At 69.2% G+C, this 18,269-nt stretch carries 18 protein-coding genes; 10 read left to right on the plus strand and 8 right to left on the minus strand.

What is annotated here, in order from left to right; all coding sequences use genetic code 11:
• Window positions 1–27: 27 nt before the first annotated feature.
• Genes IM632_RS12075 through IM632_RS12085 form a run of 3 tightly spaced genes read left to right on the plus strand, consistent with a single transcriptional unit; the run spans window position 28 to window position 2,254 of the window.
• Complete coding sequence (locus IM632_RS12075; protein ID WP_296481508.1) at window positions 28–1,482, plus strand: leucyl aminopeptidase; 1,455 nt, start codon at window positions 28–30, stop codon at window positions 1,480–1,482.
• Window positions 1,479–1,928, plus strand: a complete 450-nt coding sequence (locus IM632_RS12080) for a DNA polymerase III subunit chi (protein ID WP_293518876.1) — start codon at window positions 1,479–1,481, stop codon at window positions 1,926–1,928. Before IM632_RS12075 ends, IM632_RS12080 begins: the two co-directional genes overlap by 4 nt.
• Window positions 1,925–2,254: a peptidase inhibitor I78 gene (locus IM632_RS12085; RefSeq protein ID WP_296481514.1), complete on the plus strand. Its 330-nt coding sequence runs from the start codon at window positions 1,925–1,927 to the stop codon at window positions 2,252–2,254. The genes IM632_RS12080 and IM632_RS12085 overlap by 4 nt, the downstream gene beginning before the upstream one ends.
• On the opposite strand, the gene IM632_RS12090 is transcribed toward IM632_RS12085, so the two are convergent.
• The gene (locus IM632_RS12090; RefSeq protein WP_296503053.1) at window positions 2,251–4,137 is read right to left on the minus strand and encodes an ABC-F family ATP-binding cassette domain-containing protein; all 1,887 of its coding nucleotides are present in this window, start codon (window positions 4,135–4,137) and stop codon (window positions 2,251–2,253) included. The two genes, IM632_RS12085 and IM632_RS12090, sit on opposite strands and share 4 nt — an antisense overlap.
• 141 nt (window positions 4,138–4,278) lie before the next feature.
• Here IM632_RS12090 and ndk point away from each other — a divergent pair, with 141 nt between their 5' ends.
• The 4 genes from ndk (at window position 4,279) to IM632_RS12110 (ending at window position 7,954) form a co-directional block, all read left to right on the plus strand.
• Window positions 4,279–4,698, plus strand: coding sequence for a nucleoside-diphosphate kinase (gene ndk / locus IM632_RS12095; RefSeq protein WP_296481520.1), 420 nt, complete (start codon window positions 4,279–4,281; stop codon window positions 4,696–4,698).
• A 93-nt stretch (window positions 4,699–4,791) separates the two neighbouring features.
• Window positions 4,792–5,949, plus strand: a complete 1,158-nt coding sequence (locus IM632_RS12100; RefSeq protein ID WP_296481523.1) for an acyl-CoA dehydrogenase family protein — start codon at window positions 4,792–4,794, stop codon at window positions 5,947–5,949.
• On the plus strand, window positions 5,949–7,172 hold the full coding sequence (locus IM632_RS12105) for a CoA transferase (RefSeq protein ID WP_296481525.1): 1,224 nt from the start codon (window positions 5,949–5,951) through the stop codon (window positions 7,170–7,172). The genes IM632_RS12100 and IM632_RS12105 overlap by 1 nt, the downstream gene beginning before the upstream one ends.
• Complete coding sequence (locus IM632_RS12110; RefSeq protein ID WP_296481528.1) at window positions 7,169–7,954, plus strand: enoyl-CoA hydratase-related protein; 786 nt, start codon at window positions 7,169–7,171, stop codon at window positions 7,952–7,954. The genes IM632_RS12105 and IM632_RS12110 overlap by 4 nt, the downstream gene beginning before the upstream one ends.
• Before the next feature lie 2 nt (window positions 7,955–7,956).
• Here the strand turns inward: IM632_RS12110 and purM are convergent, their stop codons facing one another.
• Window positions 7,957–8,982 (minus strand): phosphoribosylformylglycinamidine cyclo-ligase, encoded by a 1,026-nt coding sequence (gene purM / locus IM632_RS12115; protein WP_296481530.1) that lies wholly within the window; start codon window positions 8,980–8,982, stop codon window positions 7,957–7,959.
• A gap of 69 nt (window positions 8,983–9,051) precedes the next feature.
• On the opposite strand from purM, the gene rnd reads away from it, so the two are divergent.
• The gene (rnd, locus tag IM632_RS12120) at window positions 9,052–10,230 is read left to right on the plus strand and encodes a ribonuclease D (RefSeq protein WP_293513591.1); all 1,179 of its coding nucleotides are present in this window, start codon (window positions 9,052–9,054) and stop codon (window positions 10,228–10,230) included.
• Window positions 10,227–10,451, plus strand: coding sequence for a YccF domain-containing protein (locus IM632_RS12125; RefSeq protein WP_296481533.1), 225 nt, complete (start codon window positions 10,227–10,229; stop codon window positions 10,449–10,451). Before rnd ends, IM632_RS12125 begins: the two co-directional genes overlap by 4 nt.
• A 4-nt stretch (window positions 10,452–10,455) precedes the next feature.
• Here IM632_RS12125 and IM632_RS12130 read toward each other — a convergent pair whose 3' ends face one another.
• The 6 genes from IM632_RS12130 to IM632_RS12155 all read right to left on the minus strand — a co-directional run bounded on the left by IM632_RS12130 (window position 10,456) and on the right by IM632_RS12155 (window position 17,684).
• Window positions 10,456–11,445, minus strand: coding sequence for an NAD(P)-dependent oxidoreductase (locus IM632_RS12130; RefSeq protein WP_296481537.1), 990 nt, complete (start codon window positions 11,443–11,445; stop codon window positions 10,456–10,458).
• 7 nt (window positions 11,446–11,452) lie between these two features.
• A complete protein-coding gene (locus tag IM632_RS12135) occupies window positions 11,453–12,970 on the minus strand; it encodes a Ppx/GppA phosphatase family protein (protein WP_293528529.1) in 1,518 nt (505 codons plus the stop codon).
• Complete coding sequence (locus tag IM632_RS12140) at window positions 12,951–15,149, minus strand: RNA degradosome polyphosphate kinase (protein ID WP_296481541.1); 2,199 nt, start codon at window positions 15,147–15,149, stop codon at window positions 12,951–12,953. The genes IM632_RS12135 and IM632_RS12140 overlap by 20 nt, the downstream gene beginning before the upstream one ends.
• Before the next feature lie 69 nt (window positions 15,150–15,218).
• Window positions 15,219–15,965, minus strand: a complete 747-nt coding sequence (locus IM632_RS12145) for a chromosomal replication initiator DnaA (protein WP_296481543.1) — start codon at window positions 15,963–15,965, stop codon at window positions 15,219–15,221.
• A gap of 20 nt (window positions 15,966–15,985) precedes the next feature.
• Window positions 15,986–16,747 (minus strand): arginyltransferase, encoded by a 762-nt coding sequence (locus IM632_RS12150; protein WP_296481546.1) that lies wholly within the window; start codon window positions 16,745–16,747, stop codon window positions 15,986–15,988.
• A 55-nt stretch (window positions 16,748–16,802) separates the two neighbouring features.
• The gene (locus IM632_RS12155) at window positions 16,803–17,684 is read right to left on the minus strand and encodes a flagellar motor protein MotB (protein ID WP_296481549.1); all 882 of its coding nucleotides are present in this window, start codon (window positions 17,682–17,684) and stop codon (window positions 16,803–16,805) included.
• 75 nt (window positions 17,685–17,759) lie between these two features.
• Between IM632_RS12155 and IM632_RS12160 the strand changes: the two genes are divergently transcribed.
• Window positions 17,760–18,269 (plus strand): NAD(P)-dependent oxidoreductase (locus IM632_RS12160; RefSeq protein ID WP_296552391.1); only part of this gene is annotated, 510 nt, incomplete at its 3' end.

Below are 18,269 nucleotides of genomic sequence, written 5' to 3' on the forward strand. Positions count from 1 at the left end.
CGGCCCGGCGAAAGGAAGTGGAGAACCATGCAGATCGAATTCGTTTCGCCCGACGCCGGACTGGCCTCCAGGACGGTCCTGGCCATCGCCGTTCCTGAGGGTGAGGCGTCCAGCATCCGCGGCGGGGCCTTCGCCGCGACCGTGGCGGCGAGTCGCTTCACGGGGGCCAGGGGCCAGGTTCTGGAAGTTTCCGGCGGCGCGGACAGGGTCATCCTCGTCGGGGCCGGCAAGACCGCGGAGTTTGACACGCTGGCCGCCGAGCAGACGGCCGCAGCCGCTTACGGGGCCGTCAAGCTCTGGGGGCTGGAGACCCTGAGGCTGATTCCGGCAGTGGATACCGGCGAATTCGCCGCGCGCGCCGCCCTCGGCCTCCGTCTGGCCGCCTATCGATTTGACAAGTACCGGACCAAGGAGCCTGCGGACAAGAAGCCCTCGGTGACCGCCGCCCAGGTGGTGACCGGGCATGCGGCGGCGGCATCCGCCGCCATGCCGGCGCTCTCGGCGCTGGCCGACGCCGTGGTTTTCGCCCGGGATCTCGTCTCGGAGCCCGCCAATGTCCTCTATCCGGTCGAGTTCGCCAGGCGCGTGAAGGCCCTGGAGGCCCTCGGGCTCAGCGTGGAGATCCTCGGCGAGGAAGAGATGCGCCAGCTGGGCATGGGCTCGCTCCTTGGCGTTGGCCAGGGCAGCGTCCGGGAGAGCCAGCTGGTCGTGATGCGGTGGAACGGGGCTGCGGATTCCGCCGCCCAGCCTGTAGCCTTCATCGGCAAGGGGGTCTGCTTCGATACCGGCGGCATCAGCCTCAAGCCTGCCGACGGCATGGAGGATATGAAGTGGGACATGGGCGGCGCCGCCGCCGTGGCCGGCGTCATGCATGTGCTGGCCGGCCGCAAGGCCAAGGTCAACGCCGTCGGCATCCTCGGCCTTGTGGAGAATATGCCCGACGGCAACGCCCAGCGCCCCGGCGACGTCGTCACCTCCATGTCCGGCCAGACCATCGAGATCATCAACACCGACGCCGAGGGCCGCCTCGTGCTGGCCGACGCGGTCTGGTATTGTCAGGACCGCTTCAAGCCGCGGTTCATGATCGACCTGGCCACCCTGACCGGCGCGATCATCATCTCGCTGGGCAATGACTATGCGGGGCTTTTCTCCAACAATGACGAGTTGGCGGAGAACCTCTTGTCGGCCTCGAAGAGCGAGGAAGAGCCCCTGTGGCGGATGCCCTTGCCGAAGGCCTATGACAAGCAGATCGACAGCGTCATCGCCGACATGAAGAACACCGGCGGACGGCCGGGGGGCTCCATCACCGCCGCCCTGTTCATCCAGCGCTTCGTCAACGGTCTGCCCTGGGCTCATCTCGACATCGCGAACACGGCCTGGAAGAAGCCTTCCTCCGTCCCGACCATTCCCGAGGGCGCCACGGGCTTCGGCGTGCGCCTCCTGAACCGGCTGGTCGAGGACCATTACGAAGACCGCGCATGACGGCCTGCGAGGTCTGGTTCTACCACCTGGAGCGCCAGGGCCTGGATCAGGTCCTGCCGACCCTCCTGGAGCGGACGCTTCAGAAGGGCTGGCGCGCCCTGATCCGGGCGACATCCGCCGAGCGCATCGAACACCTCGACGGCTGGCTCTGGAGCTATCGCGACGACAGCTTCCTGCCGCACGCCGCCGACCCGGGCGGGAGCCCTGCGGACCCGGTGGTGCTGACTGCGCAAGCCGGTAATCCCAACCAGGCTGAGGCTCTCTTTCTCGTGGACGGCGCAGAGGTGGAAGACCTTGCCGGGTTCCAGCGCTGCTCTGTCCTGTTTGACGGGAAGGACGAGGCGGCCCTCCAGGCGGCGCGGGCGCAATGGCGCCGGTTCCGTGACGCCGGCGTCTCCGCCGCCTACTGGCGCCAAGGCGAGACGGGCTGGGAGAAGGTCTCGTGAAGGTCGCGCTACAGGCCCTTGCGCTGGCGGCCAGCCTGGCCGTGCTGGCGGGCTGCGCCGCCCCCTCGACGCCGCCCCCTGCGCCGGTGAACGCACCTCCGTCGACCGCGCCGAAGCCCAGGGTGGAGCCGCCAGACACCTGCGGATTGAGGGCGGTGAAGGGTCTGGTCGGACAGCCGCGGTCCGCCATCCCGGTCCCGGTGAACCCCGAGCTCCGACGCGTGACCTGCACCCGCTGCGTCCAGGCCCAGGACTACAATCCCCGCCGCCTCAACATCTACTACGACGCCGACACGGGGGTGATCGAGCGCCTGGCCTGCGGTTAGGCCTTCAGGGCTTCGAACGCCTCCACCGCCTCCAGCCAGGCCTGTTCGGCGGCGTCCAGGGTCGCCTGAGCTTCGGTCCGCGCCCGTCCCAGCTCGGCGGCGCGGCGCGGATCGCCTGAGAAGGTCGCCGGGTCCGCCAGGGCGGCGTCGATCTCTGCAAGGCGGGCGGTGGCGCGCTCCATGGCCCCCTCCGTCGCCTCGACCCTGCGACGGGCGTTGCCGGTAGGTGGACGGCTTCGCGGGGCAGGCTCGGGTGGTGACGGGGCAGGGGAGGGTTCCTGCGCGGCAGGGCGGGAGTCCGTCTCCCGGGCCGCCTGCCGGGCCCGTTCCACGACCCGGCGCGCGTAGGCCTCGACGTCCCCGTCGAAGGGGCGGACCGAACCATCCTCGGCCAGCCAGAGCCGGTCTGCGACCAGCTCCATGAGAGACCGGTCGTGAGTGATCAGGATGACCGCCCCCTCATAGTCGTTCAGGGCGTCCAGCAGGGCCCGGCGGCTGTCGATGTCGAGGTGATTGGTCGGCTCGTCGAGGATCAGGAGGTGAGGGGCCTCCATGGCCACCAGGTTCAGGAGGAGACGCGCGCGCTCGCCGCCGGAGAGGTTGGCCGCCGTCGTCTCGACCTTGTCGACACCCAGTCCCCACTGGGCCAGGCGGCTGCGGCGGGAGGCTTCGGACGCCTCCGGCAACCGGCGGCGCAGGATGTCCAGGGGAGTCTCGGTCGGGTCCAGGGCCTCGATCTGGTGCTGGTGGAACCAGCCGACCTTGAGCCGCCGGTCTCGCCAGACCTCTCCGCCCTCGGCCGCCAGGTCACCGGCGACTAGGCGGGCGAAGGTCGACTTGCCGGCGCCGTTCACCCCGAGGAGGCCGATCCGGTCGTCGAGGTCGAGGCGCAGGTTGAGTCCCTTCAGCACGGGTCTGCCCGGCTCATATCCCACGGCGGCCTGCTCCAGCCTCAGGAGGGGCGGGGCGAGGGGCTTTTCGGGCGACGGCAGGAGGAAGGGAGAGGTGTGCTCCCGCGCCGCCGCGGAAACCGGCGGCAGGCGGGCGATCATCTTCAGGCGCGACTGGGCCTGCACCGCCTTGCTGGCCTTGGCCCGGAACCGGTCGACGAAGGACTGCAAATGGGCCCGCTGGGCCTCTACCTTCTGGCGCATGGCGTCCTCGACCCGGGCGCGTTCCTCCCGCTGGCGCTCGAAGTCGTCATAGCCGCCGGGATAGAGGTCCAGGCGGGCGTCATGCATGTGCAGGATGTGGTCCACAGAGCGGTTCAGGATGTCCCGGTCGTGGCTGATGATCAGGGCCGTGTGCGGGTACTTCCGTAGCCGGGCCTCGAGCCACATGGCGCCCTCGAGGTCCAGGTAGTTGGTCGGCTCGTCCAGCAGGAGGATGTCCGGTTCGGCGAAGAGGGCCGCCGCCAGGGCCACCCGCATCCGCCAGCCCCCGGAGAACTCCGCCATGGGCCGTTGCAGGTCCGAAGGGGCGAAGCCGAGGCCCGAAAGGATTTCAGCCGCCCGAGAGGGCGCGCGGTCGGCGCCGATCTCGGCCAGGCGCCCGTAGATGTCGCCGATCTCCTCTGGCGGCGCGGTCTCCAGCCGCGCCAGAAGGCTCGCCCGCTCCTCGTCCGCCGCCAGGATGGTGTCGATCAGCGAGACGGGTGTGGCGGGGTGTTCCTGGTCGACCGCAGCCAGACGCGCGCCCCGGGGCAGGCTGATCTCGCCGTCACCGGCCCGGGCCTGGTCGCGGATCAGCCCGAACAGGGTGGACTTGCCGACGCCGTTCCGCCCGACAAGCCCGACCTTGGCGCCCGGGGGGATGCTGACGCTGGCCCGATCGAGGAATCGACGGCCCCAGGCGTCGTGTGTGAGGTCGCGGATCTGAAGCATGACGGCAGGCTCTCTATCAGAGCCGTTCGGCCGCGTCGCCCGGTCCTTCCCGAGCGGTGTTGGCGAGCGGCGAGGCTGCGGCTATAAGCCCGCACCTTTCCGGCCCTGACGGTCGGTCACCCCTTCCCAGAACAGGCTCACATGACCCAACGCACCTTCTCGATCATCAAGCCGGACGCCACCAAGCGGAACCTGACCGGCAAGATCAACGCCGTGATCGAGGGCGCTGGCCTGCGCATCATCGCCCAGCGCCGCATCCACATGACCGACGGCCAGGCCAAGCGGTTCTATGAGGTCCACAAGGAGCGTCCCTTCTATGGCGAACTTGTCGCCACGATGACGTCTGCGCCCGTCGTGGTGCAGGTCCTGGAGGGCGAGAACGCCGTGGCCCGCTATCGCGAAGTCATGGGCGCCACCAACCCTGACCAGGCCGCAGAGGGCACCATCCGCAAGCTCTTCGCCCTGAACGTCGGCGAGAACTCGGTCCACGGGTCTGACAGCCTTGAGAACGCTGCGATCGAGATCGCCCAGTTCTTCAGCGAGGCCGATATCGTCGGCTGACGATGGTGCACGAAGGCGGGGGCGGTTCGCCGCCCCTTTGCCTGACCTTCCGGGTGCGCTAGCACGGCGACGGTCATCCTTGGGGGACGCGCCGTGCCGAACGCCGAGACCTTTCCTGAAATCCGCGAGGCGGTCCGTCGCCTTTGCGCCGGCTTTCCCGGCGAATACTGGCGCGAAAAGGACCGTGATCGCGCCTATCCGGGCGAGTTCGTCCGGGCGCTGACTGAGTCCGGCTTCCTGTCGGTCCTGATTCCCGAGGCCTACGGGGGGTCGGGGCTCGGCCTTGGGGCGGCCATCGCTGTCCTGGAAGAGGTGCATCGCTCGGGCTGCAACGGCGGCGCCAGCCATGCCCAGATGTACACCATGGGCACCCTGCTGAAGCACGGCAGCGAAGCCCAGAAGCGGGCCTACCTGCCCGCCATCGCCTCCGGCGAGCTTCGGCTCCAGGCCTTTGGGGTCACCGAGCCGGGGGCGGGGACGGACACCACCCGCATCACCACCTTCGCCCGGCGCGACGGCGACCACTACATCGTGCGCGGCCAGAAGATCTGGATCAGCCGGGCGGAGCATTCCGATCTGATGGTCCTCTTGTGCCGAACGACAACGCGCGAGGACGCGGCCCGTCCCAGCGACGGCATGAGCGTCCTCCTCGTGGACATGCGGCAGGCGGTGGGCAATGGCCTGACCATCCGGCCGATCCGCACCATGCTGAACCATGCGTCGACCGAGCTCTTCTTCGATGACCTGCGGGTTCCGGTCGAGAGTCTGATCGGCGAGGAGGGGCAGGGGTTCCGGTACATCCTCGACGGCATGAACGCCGAGCGGATCCTGATCGCTTCGGAATGCATCGGCGACGCCAAGTTCTTCATCGACCGGGCCAGCGCCTACGCCCGCGAGCGGGAGGTCTTCGGCCGTCCCATCGGCCAGAATCAGGGTGTCCAGTTCCCCATCGCCCGGGCCCACGTCCAGACCAGCGCCGCCGACCTGATGGTGCGCCACGCCGCTGACCTGTTTGATGACGGACAGCCCTGCGGGACCGAGGCCAATATGGCCAAGATGCTGGCCTCCGAGGCCTCCTGGTTCGCCGCCGATACCTGCCTCCAGGTGCACGGCGGCTTCGGCTTCGCCGAGGAGTACGACATCGAGCGAAAGTTCCGGGAGACCCGCCTCTACCAGGTGGCCCCGATCTCCACCAACCTCATCCTCAGCCATGTGGGCAACCATGTGCTGGGCCTGCCCAAGAGCTTCTGATGTACGATCTCCTGAAGGGACTGCGCGTCGTCGAGGGCTCGGCCTTCGTCGCCGGACCGACCTGCGGCCTCTACCTCGCCCAGCTGGGCGCCGAGGTCATCCGGTTCGACAACATCGGGGGCGGGCCTGACTTCAACCGCTGGCCCCTGAGCCGGGGCGGCGACAGCTTCTACTGGGAGGGGCTGAACAAGTCGAAGAAGTCCATCGCCATCGACCTGTCCCGCCCCGAGGGGCGTCGCCTGGCCCAGGAACTCGCGACCGCCCCGGGCGACAACGCCGGGGCCTTCGTCACCAACTTCCCGGTGCAGGGCTTCCTGTCCTACGAGGCCCTCTCGGCCCTGCGGCCGGACCTGGTCTGCGTGCGGGTCATGGGCTGGGCCGATGGCCGCCCGGGGGTCGACTACACCATCAACGCCGCCGTCGGCGTGCCGCTGTTCACCGGCCACGCGGACGATCCCCGGCCCGTGAACCACATCCTGCCGGCCTGGGACCTCCTGACCGGCGGCTATGCCGCCTTCTCCCTCGTCTCGGCCCTCATGGCGCGCAGCCGGGATGGGAAGGGGCGCGAGGTGCGCCTGCCGCTGTCCGACATCGCCGCGGCCAGCCTGGCCAACCTCGGCATGCTGGCCGAGGCGACCCTGGGGGAGGGCGACCGGCCCCGGGTCGGCAACGACATCTTCGGCGCCTTCGGGCGTGACTTCACCACCGCCGACGGCGTCCGGATCATGCTGGTGGCGATCACGCCGCGCCAGTGGTCGGGCATCCAGCCCCTGCTGGGCATTGTCGAGGCGGTGCAGGCCCTGGAGGCCGAGCTGGGCGTCGACTTCGCCCGGGACGAGGGCCTGCGCTTCACCCACCGCGACCGCCTGGTCCCGATCTTCGACGCCGCCATGGCCCGGCGGAAGCTGGCGGACCTGGTCCCGGCCTTCGAGCAGCTGGGCGTCTGCTGGGGGCCCTACCAGACCCTGTCACAGGCGGCGAACGACCCGCGCCTGTTCGCCGGCAATCCGGTCTTCTCGACCCTGACCCATCCGTCGGGCGAGACCTATCCCGCCGCCGGCTTCGCCGGGACCGTGCCGCAGGACGAGCGCCAGCCCGCCCGTCCCGCCGCCCGCCTGGGCCAGCACACCGATGAGGTGCTCTCCACAGTCCTCGGCCTGTCCTCGGCGCAGATCGGCAAGCTTCATGATGACGGCGTCGTCGCCGGACCGGAGGGCAGATGAGCGATTACGCGACGATCCGCGTCCAGGAGGCCGCGCCCGGCGTGGTCCTGGTGACCCTGAACCGCCCCGAGGCCGCCAACGCCCTGTCGACGGTCATGGGACGGGAGCTCCTGGACCTCTGGACCCGGCTTGCCGCCGACGCCTCCATCCGCGCCGCCGTGCTCACCGGCGAGGGCCGCTTCTTCTGCGCCGGCGCCGACCTGAAGGAGCGGGACGGCATGACAGACCAGGCCTGGGCCGAGCAGCACAAGCTGTTCGAGGACATGATCCGCGCCCAGCTGGCCTGTCCATTTCCGATCCTGGCGGCGGTGAACGGCGCGGCCATGGGCGGGGGGGCCGAGATGGCCCTGGCCTGCGACTTCGCCTGGGCGGGCGAGAGCGCCCGTATGGGCCTGCCGGAAGCCGGACTGGGGATCATCCCGGGCCTGGGGGGAACCCAGCTGCTCACCCGCGCCGTCGGTGAGCGACGGGCCTCGGAGATGCTGATGAGTGGACTGCCGGTCGATGCCGCGGAGGCCCTGTCCATCGGCCTGGTCAACGCCGTGCGGCCGAACGAGACCCTGGTGGCCGACCTGGTGGCGCGCGCGGTCCTGATCGCCTCCAAGGCGCCCCTGTCGATCCGGGCGGTGAAGGCGGTCGTTCGGACCGGCGCTGTCCTGCCCCTTGCGGAGGCCATGGATCTGGAGCTGTCGGAGTACAACCGCCTCTTCACCACCGATGACCGGCGTGAAGGCGTCGCGGCCTTCAACCAAAAGCGGCCGGCGGTCTTCCGTGGGGTCTGAGGTCAGGCGACAGCCAGTTCGCCGCAGACAAAGGCGTCCTCGCCGGCCTCGATCAGGCTGGCCAGGACCTCGCCGGCGTCTTCGGGCCGAACCGTCAGGATCAGGCCGACCCCGCAGTTGAAGGTCCGTCTCATCTCGGCGTCGGCGACGCCCCCGGCCTCCTGCAGCCAGGCGAAGACCGGCGGCGGGGTCCAGGCGTGCCAGTCGAACCGGGCCTGCAGGCCCTCGGCAATCACCCGAGGCGGGTTTTCGATCAGGCCGCCGCCGGTGATGTGGGCGCAGGCGCTGATCCGGCCGGCGCGAATCTGCGGCAGGACCTGGCGGACATAGATGCGCGTCGGGCGCATCAGGGCCGAGGCCAGAGTCTCCTCGTCCGAGAAGGGCGAGGCGGCGCTCCAGTCGAGGCCGCTGCGCTCCACGATCCGCCGGATCAGGGAGTAGCCGTTGGAGTGCGGACCCGAGGACGCCAGACCGATGATGACGTCGCCGGCCTTCTGGTCGCCCAGCCGGGGCAGGACCGCCCCGCGCTCCACCGCGCCGAGGGAAAAGCCCGCCAGGTCGTAGTCGCCGGCCGCATACATGCCCGGCATCTCCGCGGTCTCGCCCCCTGCGAGGGCGCACCCGGCCTGCCGGCAGCCCTCCGCGATCCCTCCGACGACCCGGGCCGCAGCCTCCACGTCCAACCTCCCAGTGGCGAAATAGTCCAGGAAGATCAGCGGCTCGGCGCCCTGGGCCAGGAGATCGTTGACGCACATGGCCACCAGGTCGATGCCGACCGTATCGTGCTGGCCAGTCTCGATAGCGATCTTGAGCTTGGTCCCAACGCCGTCGGTGGTGGACACGAGCAGGGGATCGGTGAACCCTGCGGCCTTGAGGTCGAACAGGGCCCCGAAGCCCCCCAGAGACCCGTCGGCGCCCGGCCGGCGGGTCGCGCGGGCGAGGGGTTTGATGCGGTCCACAAGGGCGGCGCCGGCGTCAATGTCCACGCCCGCCTGGGCGTAGGTAAGGCCATTCGGACGCTCGCTCATCACTGAACCTTTCGATAAAGTCCCCACCGGGCTTGCAGACTCGGCCCCGCGACGGCGTATAGCTAGCCCATGACCCCCATCACGACCACCGCCGAGCTTGAGACTTTCTGCGCCAAGGTCCGGGGCCAGGCCTTCGTCGCCGTGGACACCGAGTTCATCCGCGAGACGACCTACTGGCCCCGGCTCTGCCTGATCCAGGCCGCAACCCCGGACGCCGAGGCCGTGATTGATCCGCTGGCGGAAGGACTGGACCTGGAGCCTTTTCTCGGACTTCTGCGAGACGCCTCCATTGTGAAGGTCTTCCACGCCGCCCGTCAGGATGTTGAAATTTTCAATATTCTCAACGCGATGCCGGCGTCTCTTTTTGATACCCAGGTGGCGGCCATGGCGGCGGGCTATGGCGAACAGATCGCCTACGACGCTTTGGTTCGCAACATGCTGAAGATCGAACTCGACAAGTCCAGCCGCTTCACGGACTGGGCGCGCCGGCCGCTGACCGACAACCAACTGACCTATGCCCTCGCGGACGTGACCCATCTTGCGGCCCTTTACCCGCGCCTGCGCGCCCGGCTGGAAGCGGAGGGCCGTCTCGCCTGGGTGGCGGACGAGATGAAGTCGCTGTGCGATCCGGCCCTCTATGACGTCTCCCCTGCGAACGCCTGGAAACGGCTGAAGCCGCGGAAGCAGACCCCCCGATACCTCAGCGTCTACCGAGCTGTGGCCGAGTGGCGCGAGCGCACAGCACAGCTGCGGGACCAGCCCCGGAGCCGGATCCTCAAGGATGACGCCATCGATGAGCTGGCCAGTCAGGCCCCGACCGACGCCGTACAGATGGAGCGTCTGCGGTCTGTTCCCAAGGGGTTCGCAGGCTCCCGGTTTGGCCCTGAGCTGCTCGAGACGATCCGTGAGGCTCTGCGGGATCCCGAGGCCTCTGCGCCCGTGATCGAGAGGACCCGGTCGCCCCACAACCCGGCCGCCGGCGCCGTGGTCGAACTGCTGAAGGTGCTGCTCAAGGCGCGGGCCGAGGATGCGGGCGTGGCGTCCAAGCTGATCGCTACGGTGTCCGACCTGGAGCAGATCGCCCAGGATGACGCCGCAGACACCCCCGCCCTTTCGGGATGGCGCCGGGAGGCCTTCGGCGCCGACGCCCTGCGCCTCAAGCGCGGGGAGCTGGCGCTGGTGCTCGATGGCTCGCGCGTACGGGTGGTTGAGGTCCGAAGGGCGCCAAGGCCCGTCCCCGAGGGATGAACCTCGTCCTCAACATCCTCTGGTTCGTGCTGGGAGGCTTCATCGCCGGCACGCTCTGGATGGTGGCGGGGCTTCTTCTTCTGGTCACCGTGGTCGGCGCGCCCTGGGCCTTTGCGGCCTTCAGGATCGGGCGGTTCAGCTATGCGCCCTTCGGCCTTCAGCACCTGAAGCTGGCCATCATCTCCCTGGCCCCGGTGGGCACGGAGATCGTCCGGACCTGAACCCTCAGTCGAGGCCGACTTCTGAGCGTTCCGCCTCGTTCATCAGCGGCTCTCCACCGAGGTAGCGCTCCAGGTTGGCGATGAACTGCGCATCGGCCCTCGGCTGAACGCCATCCCCTGAGTTGGAGGTATGGGCGCTGACCCGGACCTGGGGGTGGGTCCAGATCCAGTGGTCCTCCGGCAGGGGCTCTGTCTGGAAGACGTCGAGGACCGCATGGGCCGGCCGCTGAGACTCCAGACCTCGGCGAAGGGCGTCCTCGTCGACCAGTCCGCCCCGGCCGATGTTGAGGAGGAGGGCGCCCGGCTTCATGGCCGAGAAGAAGGCGTCGTTGCAGAGATTCCGGGTCTCGTCGGTCAGGGCGCAGGCCAGGACCACGACGTCCGACTCCGGAAGCGCTTCGGCGATCCGCGCCAGGGGCAGGACGCGATGCGCCAGGCCCGCCTCTGATCCGCGTCGGACCACCGTCAGGTCCACCCCGAAGGCGCGGGCGCGCAGAGCGATCTGCTCGCCGATGGCGCCGTATCCCACCAGCAGCCAGCGGGTCTGGCTGACCTCCCGGTATGGGGTGCGACCCCACTCCCGGCGCGCCTGCAGATCACGCTGGGCGTCGATGGGTACGATCAGCGACAGGGCGTGCGCCAGGACGTACTCGGCGATGACCACGCCCTGGGCCGAGGACTTGGTGATCCGGACACCCTTTTCCATGATGCGGCGGAAGATCGGCAGGTCGAGGCCGGCGTTGAATGTCTGCAGCCAGCGCGCGCTGGGGCTGTCCAGAAGAACCCGCATCAGGCTTGGCAGGAGGCCTGACATGTAGGCTTCCTGGGTGTTCCAGACGATCTCCGGCGCGAGGTCGCCGGCTGGAATGTCGACGCCATCACGGACGTAACGGTTCGCCTCCGGAACCGTCACGATCTCAAGCCTTTGGGCCAGGTGGGCGATCCGGTCCCGGATCCGGAGATGGGAGGCCTCGGACATGAGGATCTGGATCACGCGCAGTTCATCCCATCTGAAGACGAATCTTGAGCGCCTGCGCCAGCGTCAGAGCCCGTTTGGCCGTCTGTTCGCCGAGGAGCATGTCTTCCCAGCCGGGTTCCGCCGCCAACCGCAGCCGGTCATTGTCCAGGCTCAGGGAGGCATGCCGCAGCACCTCCACGTTTCTTCCGGCGAGATCGCAACCGAGCCGGATCGCCGCGCCAAGGGCCCTGGCCCGGGCCCGGCGCTCCGTTGTCAGCAGCCGGGCGATCACCTCCGGCTCCGGAGTCGCGACGCCGGAGTCGTGACGCGAGTAGACCACGCAGGCCAGGAAGGCCCTTTCCGCGTGGTTCATGCCTGCGATCGGCGCCCGGAGGGCCTTCTCGAAGGCCAGGTCGGCCCGGTGGTCCGGGTGCAGCCGCGCGCCGAGGTCGGCCAGCCGGCAGGCGGCGGCCAGGAGGGTCGGCTCTCGGGGGCCGAAGCAAGGGGGTAGCTGCGAGAAGACCGGCTCGATGAAGGCTTCCACTGCCGGTCCCAGGCCGGAGGTCAGGCCACGCTGGGCGACCAGGGCCTCGCAACCGCTCACCAGGGGATCCAGGGCGCGGATGTCCTCCCGCATGGACTCCAGCAGGAGCCCCTCGCGGAGGCCGAAGGCCGAGATGATGACGCGCTGGACCTCCAGGGCCTGGACCACCTCGGAGAGGACCACGGCCGCATAGGGGAGGGTGTCGAACCGCTTCCGGGACAGACCCTGGATACCCTCGAGGGAGGTCCGGGACTGCCGGGCGACGAACCGGCAGAGATCGAGCAGGTCGGTTCTGCGGATCTCGTACTGGTGGGCGATATGCAGGGGATAGCCGTCCAGCTCCATGTGCAGAAGGGCGAGGTTGCGCCAGGCGCCGCCGACGGCGTGGAACTCGCGGGTCGACAGGCGCGCAGCATGGGGGCGGATCGCCCGCATCACCGAGCGTCTCACCCGGTCGGCGTCGAGCGGGCGAGGCGCGCCGAGCGACAGGGGGCCCAGGGGAAGGCTCACTCCCTGGCCAGGGTCGTCAAGTCGGACAAGCTCAAGGCTAGAGCCGCCCAGATCGCCCGTGACACCGGCGGCGTCGGCCTGACCCGCCAGGACGCCGAGGGCGCCGTACCTGGCTTCCTCCTCCCCGGAGAGGACGCGAACGGAGATCCCGGTTTCCTCTTCGACGGCCCGGAGGAAGTTGCGGCTATCTCTCGCCTGCCGGACGGCGGCCGTGGCGACGACGAAGGTCTCGCGGCTGGTCCAGCCCTGAAGAAGAACACGGAAGCGCCGCAGGGCGTCCATGGCGATCTCGACCCCCTCGGGCGAGAGGCGCCCCGTGGTCTGGAGGTCGCGGCCCAGGCCCGCCAGAGCCTTCTCGTTGTAAACCGTCCAGATCGCCCGGCCTTCGAGGCGATAGACGACGAGTCGAATCGAGTTCGACCCGATATCGATCACCGCAGCGTGCCGGGTCTCCGCGACATCCGGCTCCGCTACAGGCGAGGCGCGGCTAGGTGCGAGTCGCCACATGGTCGATTGCGCTGGGCAGGTCCTTCACCTTCTGTCCGCGACCTGAAAGGCTGGGATTGTTCATGAAGTACTCGTGCGCCGAAAAGGCTCCCGGGTGATCCCAGGCGGGATCCCGGCTATACCCGCCGGAGGCGTCCAACGTCCAGCTTTGCGCCTGATCCCGGATATTGGCCATCAGGATCTGCTGGAGCACCTGCTGGTGGACCGTCGGGTTCTCCACCGGGGTCATCGCTTCGACCCGCCGATCCAGGTTTCGGGGCATCCAGTCCGCCGAGGAGATGAAGACCCGAGCCTCGTCCGAGGGCATGGGTGAACCGTTGGCGAAGGCGACGATCCGCGAGTGCTCGAGGAACCGGCCGACGATCGACTTGACCCGGATGTTCTCGGACAGGCCCGGGACGCCGGGGCGAAGGCAGCAGATGCCGCGAATGACCAGCTGGATGTCGACCCCCGACTGGCTGGCCCCGTAGAGGGCGTCGATGATCTCGGGATCGACCAGGGAGTTGAGCTTGGCCCAGATGGCGGCGGGCTGGCCGGCCCGCGCTCTGTCCGCCTCACTGCCGATCAAGCGCAGGAGATCCGACTTCATGGTCAGCGGTGAGAAGGACAGCTTCTCCATTCGCTGCGGTCGGGCATAGCCGGTGATGTAGTTGAACAGCCGTGCAGAATCGCGGCCGAGGGCCGGGTCCGACGTGAAAAGGGACAGGTCGGTATAGATGCGCGCCGTCTGCGGGTGGTAGTTTCCGGTCCCGAAGTGACAATAGGTGCGTAACTGGTCGCCCTCTCGACGCACCACCATCGAGAGCTTGGCGTGGGTCTTGTACTCCACGAAGCCGAAGACCACGTGGACGCCGGCGCGCTCAAGGTCCCGGGCCCATTTGAGGTTGGCCTCCTCGTCAAACCTGGCCTTGATTTCCACCAGGGCCGTGACGTTCTTGCCGTTCTCGGCCGCCTCGATCAGCGCCGCCACGATGGGGCTGTCCTGAGAGGTGCGGTAAAGGGTCTGCTTGATGGCCAGGACGTGCGGGTCCCGGGCCGCCTGGCGCAGGAACTGCACCACCACATCGAAGCTCTCGAACGGGTGATGGACAAGGATGTCCTTCTCCCGGATGGCGGCAAAGCAGTCCCCCGCATGGTCGCGGATACGTTCCGGGAAACGCGGCTCGAAGGCGCGGAACTTCAGCTCCGGCCGGTTCGGCGGGATCAGCTGGGACAGCTCGTCCAGGCCCAGCAGTCCCTCGATACGGATGATGTCCTCGCGCCGGGCGTGCAGGTTGGAGCAGATGAAATCCTGCAGGTCCCGGGGCATGGCGGCCTCGATCTCCACCCGCACCACGGACCCCAGCCGCCGCTGCTTCAGGCGCTCCTCGAACTCGCGGACCAGGTCCTCCGCCTCTTCCTCGAACTCGACGTCGGAGTCCCGGATCAGGCGGAAAACGCCGCTCGCCTCGACCTTCGATCCCGGGAACAACCGGTCGACGAAGAGCGCCACGAGGCTTTCCAGATTGACGAACCGCCGCTCGGCGCGCCGGCGCCCGCTCGACTGGGCCGGCAACTCCCAGAACCGGGCCACCTGGGCCGGGATGGGGACCAGGGCGTAAAGCGTGCGCCGCTCCGACTTCAGGCGCAGCTTGAAGACGAGGGAGAAGGCGAGGTTGGGGATGAAGGGAAAGGGATGGGCCGGGTCAATGGCCAGGGGGGTCAGGATCGGAAACAGCCGGGTCTGGAAAGCCTCTTCCAACGCCGCCTGATCCTCAGCCGAGAGATCGGCCTTTGACACGAGGGTCAGCCCATGGGCCGAAAGTTCGCCGGAGAGGTCGCGCCATTGGGCCTGCTGGTCGGCCATGAGGTCCTCGGCCTCGGCGTTGATCCGGTCCAGCTGCTCGGCAGGCGTCAGACCGTCCTGGCTCAGGGAGCGGACGCCCTCCCGCACCTGAGCCTTCAGTCCGGCGACGCGCACCATGTAGAACTCGTCGAGATTGTTGGCCGAGATCGACAGGAAGCGCAGACGCTCCAGGAGCGGATGCCGGGGGTTGCGGCTTTCGGCCAGGACCCGGCGGTTGAAGGCCAGCCAGGACAACTCCCGGTTGAAGAACCGGTCCGGCGAGCGCATCAGGTCCATGCTCAGGGAGGCGGTGGACTTGGGCGGGACGGCCTGGGCTTTGGCGGCGGGGGTCATCTGGCGGAGCTCGTTCCCGGGATCGGTAGCATCCGCGAACAGATGGGCCAAGTCTGTGACGGTCCCAAGTCAGGGGTCGAAAAGATCAAGATTTTCCGTCTCGTCCTCCAGGATCTCCCGGGCGAGGGCGCGGGTGACGGGCCGGTGGGCCCGTGCGGAGGCCTCGTGCAGCCGCTCCACGACATCCCGGGCCGCCGTCACCGAGCGGTCGATGCGAAGGACGAGGTAGGGCGCAAGGTCCGGGGCGGGGCGGATTCCCCTGGCGCGGAGGAAGTCTTCAAGCACGCCCAGCAGAATCTCGTCGTCCGGCGCCTCGACATGGGCGACGGGCAGGGCGTTCAGGCGGGAGCGCAGGTCCGGCACCTGCGCGGGCCAGGCGGCGGGCCGGGACCGGGCGGTCATCAGGACCCCCCCGCCCAGGGGCGCGAGGTTCACGAGGTGAAACAGGCCCTCGGCGCAGAACCCCTGGTCGACATCCTCCAAAAGGACCGGCCCGGCCCGGACGGCGGCGGCGTCCGGCCGCAGAGGGTCCAGCCGCCGCGCGCCCGTGCGCGCCGCCCAGTCCTCCGCAAGCCGGCTCTTGCCGCAGCCCTCCGGCCCGACGAGGACGAGGCAGTTCCCGTGCCAGTCCGGCCAGTCGGCGAGGCGGCTGCGGGCCTCGGCGTTGGCGGCGCCGGCGATGAATTCGCCCCGGGCCGAGAACAGCGGGTTCCAGAAATCGAGCAGGGCCTGCTTCATGGCCTGCTGGTAGCCCGTTTCGCCGGCCGGGGTCGACGCCCCCGGGTCGAGAGGAGCGGGGATGGGGCGCGACCCCATGTGGACGTCCTGTGGAGGAATTATTCCGGCGCGGCCCCGAGGTCCCGCGCGCTCAGCAGGCGCCAGCCGGAGGGGCCCAGGGCCTCCAGGGGCTGGAACCGGGCCTTGTAGTCCATCTTCTCGGACCCCTTCACCCAATAGCCCAGATAGACGAAGGGCATGCCGGTCATCCGGGCCTGGGCCAGATGGTCGAGGATCATGAACCGGCCCAGGCTGCGACGGGGCAGGTCCGGATCGTAAAACGAATAGACCAGGGAGAGGCCGTCGCCGAGCAGGTCCACGAGGGTGCAGGCGACGAGGTCTCCCGGCTCGCCGGCGGGTGAGGCCAGCCGGTACTCGATCATGTGGCTTCGGACGGGAGTGTCCTCGACCATGGCCACGAAGTCCGGCCAGCCCATGTCGGTCATGCCGCCGTCAGCGTGACGCGCCTTCAGATAGCGCCGCAGGAGCTCGAACTGCTCCAGGGTCGCCTCGGCCTCCACCAGGCTGCGCTTGAGGTCGGCGTTGCGGCTCAGGGTCCGGCGGTCCGAGCGCGACAGCACGTAGTCCTTCGCCGGGATCCGCACCGAGACGCACGCCGCGCAGGTCTCGCAGGCCGGGCGGTAGGCGATGTTCTGCGACCGGCGGAAGCCGCTCTGGGTCAGGCTGTCGTTCACGACCTCCCCCTCGGAGAGGGGCAGGTGGGCGAAGACCTTTCGCTCCAGCCGGTCGGGCAGGTAAGGGCAGGGCGCCGGCGCCGTCAGATAGAAGCGGATCTGTCGCGTGGGAAAGTGCTGGGTCACGGGCCTGACTAGACCCCGAACCGCCCGCTGCGCGCAAGGCTCTCCACGCGCCGGGTCAGAAGGCCGGGTTCGGCGGCAGGACGGGCGCCTCGCGCAGCAGCACGATGGCGATGCGCCGGTTGCCCGGCAGGCTGGGATCGTCCGGATAGAGGGGCTCGGAATTGGCCTTGCCCGAGACCTGGTAGACCCGGTCCTTGGCGATGCCCGCGGCCTGCAGCACCCGGCGCGAGGCGTCGGCGCGCGCAGACGAGAGCGCCCAGTCGCTGTCCACCTCGCCGCCGCGCCAGTCGGCGGAGGTGTGGCCGGAGATGGAGATGCGGTTCGGCAACTGGTTCAGGGTCTTGGTGATGGCCCGCAGCAGCACCCGCGCCCGCTCATTGGGAACCGCCGAGCCCTCGGCGAAGAGCGAGCGCCCCTCCTGGTCGATCAGCTGGATCCGCAGGCCCTCCGGCGTCTTGTCGACGATGATGTTCTTCGACAGCTCGGCCAGCTCGGGCATGGATTGCAGCGCCTGCTTCAAAGACTGGGCGGCGGATTCGAACTCGGCCTCCTCGCGGTTCCGCCGCGCGGTGTCCAGGGTGTCGGAGACCGAGGCCGCCGCGCTCGGGCCATCCTGGGGATTGCGGATGTCCGGCGCCATCAGCTGCATGATGTTGGTGGATCCGGCGGACATGGCGCCGTTGCTGTCCAGGGCCGTCCCGCCCAGAATGCCGCCGGCGCCGGAGGCGGAGTCCGACACCGCCGCCGGGGCGAAGTACTGGGCGATGCCGCGCTTCTGTTCCGGCGTGGTGGTGTTGATCAGCCACATCAGGAGGAAGAAGGCCATCATGGCGGTCACGAAGTCCGCATAGGCCACCTTCCAGGCGCCGCCATGGTGGCCGCCGCCCGAAACCTTCTTGACCTTCTTGATCAGAATGGGCCGATCGTTGGCTGCCATGACGGTGTCCGGGTGAAAGAGATCCCACGCCCTGCCACGGCGAGGGTTAAGATGCAGTTTAGGATGGAGGGGCGCATGCGGCTAGCATTCATTGGCCTGGGCGTCATGGGCTTTCCCATGGCCGGCCACCTGGCTGCGGCCGGGCATGGGGTGCGGGTCTTCAACCGCAGCCCGGACAAGGCCCGCCGCTGGGCGGAGCAGCACGCCGGAACCGCCTGCGACAGCCCCGGGGCGGCGGCGCAGGGCGCCCAGCTGGTCGCCCTGTGCGTCGGCGCCGATCCCGACGTGCGCGGCCTGGTCCCCCAGATCCTGCCCGCCCTGGCCCCCGGCGGCGTCATCGTCGACCACACCACCACCTCCGCCGTGCTGGCGCGCGACATGGCCGCCCTGGCCGCCGCCTCCGGCTGCAGCTTCCTCGACGCCCCGGTCTCCGGCGGGCAGGCGGGGGCCGAGGCCGGTCGGCTCACCGTCATGTGCGGCGGCGATCCCGACGCCTTCGCCCGGGTCGAGCCGGTGATCGCCGCTTACGCCCGCGCCATCCGCCTGATGGGCGGGCCCGGCGCCGGCCAGCTGACCAAGATGGTC

It is taken from the genome of Phenylobacterium sp., from assembly GCF_020402505.1.
Classification (GTDB): Bacteria; Pseudomonadota; Alphaproteobacteria; order Caulobacterales; family Caulobacteraceae; genus Phenylobacterium.